Below are 12,305 nucleotides of genomic sequence, written 5' to 3' on the forward strand. Positions count from 1 at the left end.
ATCCGCATGACGGCCAGTGTCGACAATGCCCGCACCAACACCGACACCCCGGACGCACTCGGCACGCTGATCGACGACGTGATCCGCCCCCAGGCGGCGACTGTCGACCGGGACGGTTCCTTTCCCCGGCAGGGCGTCGACGCCCTCGCCTCGGCTGGCCTGCTCGGCCTGGCCTCCTCGACCGAGGTCGGTGGCGGCGGCCAGGGGATGCGCGCGATCGCCGAGGTCATCGAGCGGCTGGCCGCCGAGTGCGGCTCCACGGCGATGGTTGTTCTCATGCACCACGCGGCGACCGCCGTCATCGAGGCACACGGCCCGCGCGAGGTCCGCACGGCCATCGCGGCCGGCGATCATCTGACCACGTTGGCCTTCTCCGAGTTCGGTTCGCGCAGCCACTTCTGGTCGCCGACCGGCACCGCGTCGGCCGCCGACGACGGCACCGTCCGGCTCGACGCCAGGAAGAGCTGGGTCACCTCGGCCGGCGAGGTGAACAGCTATGTCTGGTCGAGCCTCCCGCTGTCCCCGGGGGCGGGTCCGATGACCCTGTGGCTCGTCCCGGCCGACAGCGCCGGCCTCAGCATCACCGGCGACTTCGACGGGCTCGGCCTACGCGGCAACGGCTCCCGACCGATGACGGCCGACGGGCTCCGGGTCCCCACCGGCGCGATGCTGGCCGCCGACGGTGCCGGCCTGGACACCGCGCTTGGCGCGGTCCTCCCTTGGTTCCTGGTGCTGAACGCCGCGTTCTGCCTCGGCCTCGCCGACAGCGCGGTCGCCGAGGCCGGCCGGCACCTCACCAGGACCACGCTCACGCACACCGGCGCGGCCCTTCGCGACGCGCCCGTCACCCGGCGGGGCTTCGCCCAACTGAAGATCCGCACCGACGCCCTGCGCGCCTTCCTCGGCGACACCCTCACCGCGCTGGAGACCGGCCGGGAGGACGCGATGCTGCGGGTGTTGCAGGTCAAGGCGCTCGCCGGCGAGACGGCCGCCGACGTGACTGACGGCGCGATGCAGCTCTGCGGCGGCAGCGCGTTCCGCAAGGAGTTGGGCCTCGAACGCCGATTCCGCGACTCTCGTGCGGCCCGGGTGATGGCACCTACGACCGACGCCCTGCACGACTTCGTCGGTCGCGTCGCTACCGGGCTGCCGCTGCTCGACGAGGCCAACCGCTGATGCCGGCGCCAGCGGTCCTGATGGGGGCGGTCGCCTACGACCCCAAGGTGGTGACCATCTGGGAGGGCTTCCGTGCCTGGCTCCGAGAGGGCGGGCTGGACTTCGACTTCGTCCTCTACTCCCACTACGAGCGGCAGGTCGAGGACCTCGTCGCCGGGCGGATCGACGCGGCGTGGAACTCCCCCCTCGCCTGGCTACGGGCGGAACGCCTGGCGGCGGCCAGCGGCAGCGCCGTGCGAGCACTCACCATGCGCGACACCGACCGGGACCTCACCTCGGTCGTGGTGGTGCGCGCCGACTCACCGGTGCGGCAGGTCGAGGACCTCGCCGGGATGCTGGTGGCCGTCGGTGCCGTGGACAGTCCCCAGGCGACGCTGATCCCGCTCGGGCACCTCGCGGCCGCCGGAGTCGAGGTCGAGGTACGCCGGTTCGACGTTGGCGTCGGTCTGCACGGCGACCACATCGGCGGCGAGCGCGACGCCGCTCGGGCCCTCATGTCCAAGGAGGTGGACGCCGCCTGCATGATCGACGCCAACCACCTGGCGTTCGTTCAGGAAGGCACGCTGCCGGCCGATGGCACCCGGATCGTCGCGCAGACCGCGCGATACGACCACTGCAACATGACGGTACTCGACCCGGCGTCCGCCGGGGTCCAGCTCTTCGGCACGCTGCTGCGTGGCATGTCGTACGCCGACCCGCAGGTACGGCCGTTGCTCGACCTCGAAGGGCTGACGGCCTGGGAAGACGGCCGGACCACGAGGTACGACGCCCTCGCCCGGGCGGTCGACGCGAGCGGGTTCTACGCCGCCGACGGGCGGGTGACGGCCGCGGACTATCGGCCGTGAGCAGCGTGCCGGCCGCCGACGTCGAGATCCACCTCGGCGGCCTGGGCTTCGGCCGGGGCGCACACCTGCTGGTGCAACGCGCCCTCGCCGGGCTACCGCCCGGCGGCCGGCTGGCGGTCTCCGGCCGCGACCCGGCCCTGCCCGTGCACCTGCCCGCCTGGTGCCGGAGCCGGGGCCACCGGCTCGAATGGCCGGATCCGGCCGACCGGAACGAGCTGGCGGCGGTGGTCGTCCGGGGCACGGCGGATGACGACCGCTGGTTCGGCGCGGAGCGGGCCGGGTCCGCCCTGCCGTCGGCGCTCAGCAGTCGTCCGCCGCCCCGCTGGGGGCTCGGCGCCCGCGGTGCGCTGCTGGAGGCCGGCGGCCCCGAGGCCCGGTTCGACCTGGACGAGCGCGATCTGGTCTGGGCCGACGTCGCGCCCAAGCTGTACGCGCAGGCGGCCGCGCGGCAGTGGGACCCGGAGACCGCGGTGTCGTGGGGCGACGCGTTCACGCTGCCGGCCGACGTCGAGGCCGCGGTCGTGCAGGTGATGACCTACCTCGTCGAGAACGAGCAGGCCGCACTCGTCGTGCCGGCGCGCTTCGTCGGGCGCATCCACCCGCACTTCCGCGAGGTGGTGCAGCTTCTCGCCGTACAGATGGCCGATGAGGCTCGGCACATGGAGGTGTTCAGCCGGCGGGCGCTGCTGCGCGGAGCTGAGCTGGGCACGTCGTCGGCCGGCGGCCGGCAGTCGCTCTTCACGCTCGTCGCCGAATCCGACTTCGCGCTGGCCTCGTTCCTGCTCTCGGTGCTCGGCGAGGGCAGCTTCGTCGACCTGCTCTCGTTCCTGGAGCAGAATGCCCCGGACCCGGTGACCCGGCGGATCTGCTGGCTGGCGATGCAGGACGAGCGCCGGCACGTGGTGTTCGGCATGGCGCACCTGGAGCACCAGGCATCCGTCGACCCGCGGCTGCGTGACCGACTGCGGGCGGCCATCCACCGCCGGCACGACGCGCTCGTCGACACCGCGGGCCTCAACGCGGACGTCTTCGACGCGCTCGTGGTGCTCGCGGCCGGCGGCTGGCGCCCCGATGACGTGTCCGCCGGCTTCGACCGGGTGCAGGACCTGCAGCGCGCGATGGATCAGGGCCGCCAGCGCCGGCTGGTAAGGCTGGGCTTCCGACCCGACGAGGCGGCCGCGCTCTCCGCCCTGCACACCCGCAACTTCATGTAGATCCAGCGCGCGGGCCGCCGGCGGCCTGCGGGCCTGCGCAGTACCGTTGAACGGTCATGAACAGGGACAACGACTCGGTCCGTGCGGCACTGCTACGACTGCGCGCCGAGACCGAGGCTCAGGCCGCAGCCATGGACGGCGATCTGCGGAGCCTCTTCGAGGCATCCCGGTCGTCCAACGCCGATGACGAGCACGACCCCGAGGGCAGCACGATCGCGTTCGAACGGGCACAGCTCACCGCGGTCCTGGAGGCGGCGCGCCGGCGCCTCGCCGAGTTGGACGTCGCGTTGCAACGGGTCGACGCCGGCACGTACGGCGTGTGCGAACGCTGCTCCCGGCCGATTCCCGCCGAGCGGCTGGTCGCCCGCCCCTCGGCGCGTACGTGTGTCGCCTGCGCCAGCCGGCGGTGATGTGGTCAGCTGCCGCAGCAGCCGCGGCCTGAGCGTCGGCGGGCGCGGCGTCGAGGGCGATGAGGGTGAGCGGCGCGGACGGCAGCCCACCGCTCGACGACCCGGCCGGCAAGGGCGTCGAGGCCGTCCGCCTGATCCGCGGCGAGATCCGTGTCCGGGTGGAGAAGCCCCTCACCGGCCGCCCGCGGCCAACTCGGCGAGCATCCCCTCGCAGCTGCGGACGACGACCTGCGCGCCGCGTCGCTGGGCCAGCGGGAGCAGGGGATCCTCCGCCCGGTCCCGCCATCGCCACTGAGCATCGGCGGCGACCTCCCAGAGCCGCTGCACGGTCGCCTCGTGCTCGACACCGAGTCGGGCGGCCAGCCCGACCCCGTCGCCCCCGATCAGTCGCTGCGCCTCGGCGACCAGGTCGGCGTCGAAGCCCAGCCGGGAGTTGCGCAGCGCCACCAGGAGGCGTAGCTCCCGAAACTCGTGTGCACCCGCGAGGATCTGCTCGATCGCGCCGACCAGCTCGTCGGTGCCCCGGGCGGGTTCGGCCCGCAGCAGGGCCTCCACGGCGGCCAGCGCCGACCGGGCCTTGAGCGTGTCTCGGCGGTCGATGAAGCAGCGGGTCACCGACTCCCGCAGCTCGGTGAGCCCGCTGCGCCGAATGAGTTCGGCGGAGAGCTTCACCCGGCTGTCGAACCCGGCGCGGACCAGGGTGGTCGCCAACCGGATCCCGAAGAGCCCGAACCGATCCAGCAGTTCGGCGCGGACCTCGGGGTCCAGCCGTACCGGCAGCTCGCCTCGGACGAAACGGTCGGCGGAGAGCAGGTGCGCCTCCAGCTCCGGTCGGGGCACCCGGGCCAGCATGGCGAGCGCGGCGAAAGCCGACTCGCCGAGCGTCCGGCCCGCGAGGCCGAGCGCGCCGCTGCACGCCACCACGTTCACGCAGAGCGCGCTCACCCGCGGTTCGCGGTGGTGCCGTCGGGCCAACTGGCGGGCGGTGAGCAACCCGTCGATCCGGCCGCCGCCGGTCTCGTCCGCCCGGGACAACACCATGATCACATTTACCGGGGCGGCCTGCCCGACGGCACTCTCCCGGCTGGACTCCAGCACCCGCAGATCGCTGTCGCGACCATCGCGGGTCAGGTACAACACCGCGTCCGCGTCCCGCAGCACGCGTTCCATCACCGGCACGTGGCCCTGCTCACCGGTGTCGGTGACCGCCGGGGTGTCGATCAGGGTGACCTGCCGCAGCGCCCGGGTCGGCCACTGCACCACGATGTCGCGGACCTCCCCCGCCCGCCAGCCGAGATCCACCCGCATCCCGGTCGCCGACTTGAGCACCGTCAGCTCCTGCGGAGGTTGACCGGCCGGGTAGGCGGTGGCGCGCGGCTGGGCACCGTCCTCGTACCAGGTGAAGACGCCGTCGGCGCCCTCGACCGGCGCGACCTCCTCACCCATCAGCGCGTTCAGCACCGTCGATTTGCCGGAACGCCAGGGACCGGCGACCGCGATCCGCAGCGGTTGCTCCAACCGGGCCACCTGGTGCCGCAACTCCCCCAGCGCCCGGGGATTGTCCTGGTAGAGGTCGATGGCCTGGTGCAGCAAGCCCCACGCCGCCTCATCCAACCGCAACCCGACGGTCATGCCCGGGGTTCCAACAGCACCGGGGCGGGGCGGGCACCGCTCAGCTGCTGAGCCTGCTCGTAGAGCGCGGCCAACCGGGTCATCCTCAGCCGGATCTCGCGCTGCCGCTGCTCGCGCAGGGCGGCATCGGTGTCAGCCTCCTGCTTCGCGCTGCGGAAGGACTGGACGATGGCCTCCTGCAACTCCTCGGTCAGCCCGGTGAAGTGGTCCCGCAGCATCCGCTGCACCTGCCGGGCGGCGTCCCGACAGTCTCTGATCATCTGGACGAAGAAGTCGTCGACATGCCGCTGAATCGCCGTCTTGGCGGTCGCCTGCCGGCGCCGGAGCAACTGCTTGCCCTCGTCGCGGATGCTCTTGCCGCCGAAGAGCGCGCCGATGCCGACCGAGACCGGATTGATCATCGGCATTCCGGCCAGCGTGGTCGCCAGACCGAACATCAGCATGCCGCCGTACGAGCCCTTCATGCCGGTGAACAGCTTCTGACCAGTGGTGAACCGGTCGATCCTCGGACGTTCCAGCTCTGGCAGGCGGTCGCCGAAATCCTCCGGCATCGTCATCGACCACGGCGGCAGCACGTCGTAGCCGTACCGGGTGAAGTTGGCGGCCACCCGGCGGGCGATCCAGTCGCAGCGCTGGATCAGCCACTCGTGGTTCGCCTCCGCCGCCTCCACCAGGTTTCGCTCCAGCCAGTCCTGGAAGGTGTCCCAGGCGACCAACGGATCGGCCGTGTCGAATGCCTCGTCCACCGTGCGCAGGATCTGCCGGGTCCGGTCGCGCAGGTCGTACTCGATGTCGGAGAGCAGGTCGGCCATCTCGTCGGTGAGGGTGTTCTGCCACCGGGTGGTGCAGCGGCGCAGCTCGTCCACCTCACGCTGGGCCGCGTGCAGCCGGGAGATCGGCCCGGACTGCACCTCGGCCTCCTGGGTCGCCAGCTCGGCGCGCAGCGGCGCGGCCAACTGCTCCACCACCGTCCGGGCCACCCCCTGCACCGAGGCCCGGGCGAGTTGGTCGGACTTGCCGGCCAGGTCCCGCTGCAACCGGGCGATCAGCGCGGGAAAGCCGGACTCGGCATTGAGACCGCGGTCGTCGGCTGCGGCAGCACGCAGCCGCAGCGCGGCCGAGACCGGTATCAGCGGCACCGGGACGCCGGCGTCCGCCAGGTGTTGCCGGTTGCGCTCGGCGACCGCGCGCCAGTCCGCCACGAGATCGGTCTTGCTCTGTACAACGACCACGTTCGGATGCGAGCGCATGACGTGCAGCAGCATGTTCAGTTCGGTGACCGAGAGTTCCCGAGTGGAGTCGGTGACCAGCAGCACGGTGTCCGCGCGGCTGGGAGCGGCGACCGGGGCGACGCTGCCGAGCACGGCGATCTCGTCGGTGCCCGGAGTGTCCACCAGCACCAGTCCGCCGCCGAGCAGGGCGCGGGGCAGTCCGATCTCGACGTACACCGGGCCGCCACCGGGCCGACGCCCGATCGTGCCGGCCACCCCCGCGGCGACCTGGTTGAGTGCCACCGGGGTTCGCTCGACGATCGCCGCGGGCGCGGTGCCGGCAGGACGGCCCGGGGCCGGTGGGGGCGCCTGGACCACGGCGGCGGAGGTGACGTCGGCGTGCTGCACCACGGTTGGGAGAACGGTGGTACGCCCGTCGCCGACCGGGCAGGCCGGCGCGTTGATGATCGCGTTGATCAGCTGGCTCTTGCCCTGGTTCGGTTCGCCGATGACCAGGACGCGGAGCTTCGGGTCCAGCAGTTGGGTACGCCGCTGCCGCACCGTCTGGAGCAGGTCGCCACGTCCGTGTGTGTGGCACGTGCGGGCGATCTCGTCCAGCACGTCCAACCAGATCCCCGCCATCACCGCACCAAGTGTGCGGATTTCGGCTCAATTATCAAGAGGGGCCGGATGTGGAACCGGAGAGGGCCGGATCGCCCGAGGCGATCCGGCCTTCCGTTCCCACCGGGAATCCCGGTCAGAGCAGACCGCCGGTGATGCCCAGCAGTCCGTTGTCCGACGAGGCGTGCCCCCCGTCGTGCGAGTCGCCGAGCACGCCGCCGGTCACGTCACCGACCGTGCCGGTGACACCGGGGAGAAGCCCGTCCACCTGGTGCGTCACGCCGCCCACCACGGACGGCACGTCGACCGGCGGGACCACGCCGCCGACGCCGCCACCGTCACCCAGGCCCAGCCCGCCCAGGGTGTCGCCGACACCGAGGGAGCCGACGACACCGTCGAGCTGACCGGTGGTGCCGGAGAGGAGACCACCGGTCAGGTCGCCACCGAGCAGGCTCGGGTCGGTGGTGCCGAGCACGCCGGCCGGGTTGCCGACCGTGCCGGTGACGTCACCGAGCAGCGGGTCGGCGATGCCGTCCACCGGCGCCACCACGTCGGCGTCGAGGGTGTGCGCCACGTCGTTCACACCGGTGAGGTCGGTGTCTAGGCCGTTCGGACCGACGCCCAGGCCGATCCCGGGCAGCACGGTGACCCCGGCGGCGAGAGTTGCCGGGTCGACGGCGATGGCGCCCAGCACGCCGGCCTTGACATCCAGGCCGGTGGGAGAGCTGGTGATGCTGATCTGCTGCGCCACGCTCTGCAGTTGGCCGACCGCGTCAGTGGCGTCGGTCACCAGCGGGTCGAACCCGAGCTGCCCGACCGGAGCCAGCGGCGCGAGACCCTGCCCCGGGGCGTAGTCGACCACGAGCGGAACCACGTCCTGCACGTCGGCGGCGGTGATGTCGGTCAGCCCCGCGGCGTTCAGTGCACCCTCCGGGTCGAGGTCGAACGCCGACCGCGCGTCCGGGTTCGTCAGCAGGTCGAGCACGAAGTCGTGAAGGGTCTGGTGCGAGTCCATGTGCCGGTTCTCCTCGGATTGGCATCGGCGACCGTCTTTCGTCGACAGCGACGTTATTGCGGGGAGCGACCGTGGACATCGGGGCTCGGCCCGCATCTGGTCCCGCCGCGTTGGGGCCTCCGGCGCCTCCTACGTTAGGGGGACTGGGGGAAACCGTCCCGGCCAGATTAGGGTCCCGATCGGGAGCCGATCTCTGGTACGAACGTAGGAGCCCGCGGGGGCTCGCCGGGGGTGGGTCGTCGGGCGGCACCGACGCCATCACCGCTGGTCAGCCAACTCACGGGGAGTTACGAGACGGATGCCTTACGTCCTGGGGATAGACATCGGAAACACCAACACGGCCGCTGCCGTCGCGCGGCGACACGGCACGACCTGGACGCGCCCCGAGGCGGTGCCGCTGAACGCCGACTCGGCTCTCGTACCGTCGGTGTTGTACCTGTCGACGGACGGTTCGCTGCACATCGGCGAGCCCGCGACCGACGACGGCAGCCGCACCACACGGGACTTCGTCCGGCGGATCGGCGACGACGTGCCCCTGCTGCTCGGCGGCGAGCCGTGCGCACCGCAGACGCTGGCCGCCGAGCTGGCAACGTGGGTGGTCGAGCGGGTGTACGCCGTGGAGGGCGGCCCGGCCGAGGCGATCGTGCTCAGCCACCCGGCGGGCTGGCGCCCGTACCGGCGGGAGTTGCTGCACCGGGCGCTGTTCGACCTCGGCCTGCGCAACGTGACGCTGCTGCCCCACACGGTCACGGTGGCCGAGAGCCACGCGGCGCACGGGTTCGCGGGCACCACGGCCGCCGTTTACGCACTGGGTGGAAACAGCTTCGAGGCGGCACTGGTGCGGCGCACGCCGCGGGGCACGTACGAGAGCTTCGGCACGCCCCAGGGCCTCGACCAGATCGGCGGCGCCGACTTCGACGAGGTGCTGGCCGGGCACGTACGCACCGTGCTGGCCCGGGAGTTGGCCACCACCGCACGCCGGGACACCAACGCCGCCCTGCGGGGGCTCCGGTCGGAGTGTGACCGGGTCAAGCGTGAGCTGACCGTCGATCTGGCAGCCGACGTGGTGCTGACCCTGCCGACCGGGCCGGCGCGGATACCGGTGACCCGGGCGCAGTTCGAGGACATGATCCGCCCGACGGTGCAGGCCACCGTCGACCTCCTGCTCCGGACCGTGTGCGGCGCCGGCCTGAAGCCGGCCCACCTCGACGGCGTCCTGCTCGCCGGCGGCTCCGCCCGCATCCCGCTCGTCACCGAGCTGATCACCGCGGCTCTCCCGGTCCCTGTCGAGGTGGAACCGGACTCGCAACTGACCGCCGCCACCGGGGCCGCGAGGGCGGCCTGCCAGGTGGTGTCGCCGCGCCCCCGCCGGCCGGACCCGGTACGCGAACCGGCGCCGGTCAGTGGCGCCGGCCGGGCCGCCATCCCGGCGCCGCGCCGCCCCCACCACGACAACACCGTTCCGGGCGATCCGCCACCTCGACCCCCGGTCCGGGTTCTCCCACTGGAACTGCCGAAGGCGTCCCGCCTGGCGCTGGCCCTCAGCCGGGGACGCGAAGGATGACCACAATGATCATGAATGACGTCGCCGAATCCAGGCTGGTGCTGGGCAAGGGTCCGAAGGCCCTGCTGGACATGGTCTCGGAGGACCCGACCGGCCCGCTCACCGTTGGTCTGGCCGGGCCGGGCGGCCACGGCAAGACCGCACTGCTCGCGGAGTTGTCGCGGCTCCACCGGCGGGCCGGTATCGCCGTGCGCACGGGCGCTCCGGAGCCGGGCGAACAGGTCGACCCCGACGCGCTGCTGCTGGTCGACGACGCGCACCTGCTCGACGACGCCCGGCTCGGGGCGCTGCTGGGCCTGGTGTCCACCCGTCGCCACCGCCTCGTGGTCGCCCACCGCCCGTGGCCCCGGTCGGCGGGCCTCATGGAGCTGGCCGACGCCCTGCGCCGGGACGGGCAGGCGGTGCTGCTCACCCCGTTCACCGGGGAGCAGACCGCCGCCTACCTCGCCGCCGCGCCGGAGCTGGGCAGGCGGAGCGACCTGGTCGACTTCGTACACACGCAGACCGGCGGCGTGCCCCGTGACGTCGAGCGGCTGGCCCGCGGACTGCGTGGGCCGGAGTGCCCGGCGGGCACCACGGTCGAGCCACCCCGGTCCGTCGTCCTTGAGTTCGGACCGGACCTGGAGGTGCTGCCCTCCGACGTCCGCCGACTGATGCTCGCCGTCGCGGCGGGCGTGCCGCTGCCGGTGAGCATGCTCGGCGCGCTCCTCGGTCAGGAGCCGGAGGCGGTCGACGAACTGATCGCTATGACCAGGGGAGCCGGGCTGCTCGGCGCCGACGGCCGGCTCGCGCCGATCGTCCGGCGAGCCGTCACCGCGCTCAGCCCGGCCAACGATCGCGCCGCGGTCTGGCGGCGGCTCACCGAGTTGCAACTCGCGCGGGGCGGCGCGGTGCTGCCGCTGGTCCGCTCCCTGCTCGCGGCCGGCGTGCTCGGCGACTGCCCGGCCTCGACGCTGGCAGCCGCCGCGGAGGAGGCGCTGGCCGACGAGCCAGCCTTCGCCGCCGAACTGTTCGCCGGCGCCACGGCGGCCGGGCGGCCGGCGAACGCGCGGCAGGCGCTCGCCGCCGCGCTAGCCGGCAACCTCGACGACGCCCTGCGGCTGGCCGACCGGCTGCTGAGCGCGACCGCTCCGGCCGACCGCACGGAGGCCGCCATGGTGTCCGCGACCGCCCTGGCGCACCGCGGTCACGTCGGTCGCAGCGTGGAGCTGTACCGGTGGTCGGGCACCGCGTCGTCGGTGGCGTTCGCCACCGTCGGCGGGCTCGCCTCCGGTGACCTGACCGCCGTCGCCGAACCGGCGGCGGACGGCCCGGCCGGCGAACCGCCCACGCTGCACGCCAGCGCCGCCCGGCTGATGGCCGACGGGGTACGGGAGAGCGTCACCGGCCCGCCGACAGCCGCGCTCTCCGCGCTCGTGCAGGCCGCCGCGCTGCTGGAGCCGGCCGGGCGGGCGGCACTCCTGCCGGACAGCCCGGCCGCGCTGGCCGCCTTGACCGCGGTGCACTGCGGCGAGCTGGAGATCGCCGAGCGGGTGCTGCACCGGGCCCTGGTGGCCGGTGTCGGCGGCCCGCTGATGGCCCGCCGTCACCGGCTGTTGCAGGCCTGGATCCTGATGGTCCGGGGCCAGACGCACGCCGCAGCCGAACGCCTCGCCGCGGTGACGGTCGACGGGCGGCCGTTGGAGTCACGCGACCTGCTCTTCGCCGCCGCGCTCCGGATGGGCATCGGCCGGCGCAACAGCGACCTCGGGGCGCTCACGCGTGGCTGGGGGCAGGCGCTGGAGGCGGTGGTCCGGCACCCCGTCGACCTGTTCACGCTGCTGCCGCTGGGCGAGCTCGCCATCGCCGGCGCCCGGCTGGGTGACCTGGCCCGACTGGACCCGTACCTGCGGGAGGGCCGGTCGCTGCTGGGCCGACTCGGCGGGCCGGCACTGTGGAGCATCCCGCTGCACTGGAGTGGGCTGCACGCCGCGATCCTGACCGACGAGCCGGCGGTCGCCGACGAACACGTCACCGCCCTCCTCGCCGCCGCGGGCCACAGCCGGTACGCCGCCGTGGTCGCCGCCGCCGCCGAGAGCTGGGTGGAGGTGCTCCGGGGCGTGGTCGACCCGGTCCGGGTGGAGGCCGCCGCCCGAGGGCTGCACGACACCGGACTGTGCTGGGACGGCGCCCGCCTCGCCGGGCAGGCAGCGATCCGGACCTCGGACCGGCGGGCGATGACCACCCTGCTGGAATGCGCCCGGGTTCTGCAGGGCCGGCCGGCCGGCGGCAACGGCGGGCAGCGACCCGCGGCCGGCGAGAGCACCGCCCAGGTCGCCGACGCCATCGCCGGCCCCACCCAACAGGGGCTCAGCGACCGCGAGTACGAGGTGGCCGAGTTGGTGCTGGCCGGGCTGACCTATCGGGAGATCGGCGACCGACTCTTCATCTCGGCCAAGACCGTGGAGCACCACGTGGCCCGGATGCGCAACCGACTGAACTGCGCCAACCGCGCGGAGCTGCTGGCTCTGCTGCGCACCGTCGTCGCCGACCGTGCCAGCAACGCGGCCGGGCAGCCGTGGCCGCAACGGTCGGCCCGATGAGGCCGCCGTGCGCCGGATGCCGGTGGGCCGAGCGG

General features: G+C 73.4%; 9 protein-coding genes. 6 read left to right on the plus strand and 3 right to left on the minus strand.

The window, feature by feature from the left end; all coding sequences use genetic code 11:
• Nucleotides 1-6: 6 nt before the first annotated feature.
• From ABZV00_RS07575 to ABZV00_RS07590, 4 genes are read left to right on the plus strand one after another with little or no spacing between them, the layout of a single operon-like run.
• Nucleotides 7-1,176 carry an acyl-CoA dehydrogenase family protein gene (locus ABZV00_RS07575; protein WP_355602747.1) on the plus strand — a complete coding sequence of 390 codons (1,170 nt, stop codon included), beginning with the start codon at nt 7-9 and terminating at the stop codon, nt 1,174-1,176.
• Nucleotides 1,176-2,021, plus strand: coding sequence for a PhnD/SsuA/transferrin family substrate-binding protein (locus ABZV00_RS07580; protein WP_355602749.1), 846 nt, complete (start codon nt 1,176-1,178; stop codon nt 2,019-2,021). The genes ABZV00_RS07575 and ABZV00_RS07580 overlap by 1 nt, the downstream gene beginning before the upstream one ends.
• Entirely contained in the window at nt 2,018-3,235 is a 1,218-nt protein-coding gene (locus ABZV00_RS07585; RefSeq protein ID WP_355602751.1) for a ferritin-like domain-containing protein, read from the plus strand. Before ABZV00_RS07580 ends, ABZV00_RS07585 begins: the two co-directional genes overlap by 4 nt.
• A 56-nt stretch (nt 3,236-3,291) precedes the next feature.
• Nucleotides 3,292-3,645, plus strand: coding sequence for a TraR/DksA C4-type zinc finger protein (locus ABZV00_RS07590; protein ID WP_355602753.1), 354 nt, complete (start codon nt 3,292-3,294; stop codon nt 3,643-3,645).
• A 171-nt stretch (nt 3,646-3,816) separates the two neighbouring features.
• Here the strand turns inward: ABZV00_RS07590 and ABZV00_RS07595 are convergent, their stop codons facing one another.
• From ABZV00_RS07595 to ABZV00_RS07605, 3 genes are all read right to left on the minus strand, one after another.
• The gene (locus tag ABZV00_RS07595) at nt 3,817-5,277 is read right to left on the minus strand and encodes a GTP-binding protein (protein ID WP_355602755.1); all 1,461 of its coding nucleotides are present in this window, start codon (nt 5,275-5,277) and stop codon (nt 3,817-3,819) included.
• On the minus strand, nt 5,274-7,130 hold the full coding sequence (locus tag ABZV00_RS07600; RefSeq protein ID WP_355603113.1) for a dynamin family protein: 1,857 nt from the start codon (nt 7,128-7,130) through the stop codon (nt 5,274-5,276). The genes ABZV00_RS07595 and ABZV00_RS07600 overlap by 4 nt, the downstream gene beginning before the upstream one ends.
• 115 nt (nt 7,131-7,245) lie before the next feature.
• Nucleotides 7,246-8,124 (minus strand): IniB N-terminal domain-containing protein, encoded by an 879-nt coding sequence (locus ABZV00_RS07605; protein ID WP_355602757.1) that lies wholly within the window; start codon nt 8,122-8,124, stop codon nt 7,246-7,248.
• Between the two features lie 298 nt (nt 8,125-8,422).
• Here ABZV00_RS07605 and ABZV00_RS07610 point away from each other — a divergent pair, with 298 nt between their 5' ends.
• A complete protein-coding gene (locus tag ABZV00_RS07610; RefSeq protein ID WP_355602759.1) occupies nt 8,423-9,688 on the plus strand; it encodes an Hsp70 family protein in 1,266 nt (421 codons plus the stop codon).
• A gap of 5 nt (nt 9,689-9,693) precedes the next feature.
• A complete protein-coding gene (locus tag ABZV00_RS07615) occupies nt 9,694-12,270 on the plus strand; it encodes a LuxR C-terminal-related transcriptional regulator (RefSeq protein ID WP_355602761.1) in 2,577 nt (858 codons plus the stop codon).
• Nucleotides 12,271-12,305 lie beyond the last annotated feature (35 nt).

The organism is Micromonospora sp. NPDC005173, assembly GCF_040608515.1.
Lineage (GTDB): Bacteria > Actinomycetota > Actinomycetes > Mycobacteriales > Micromonosporaceae > Micromonospora.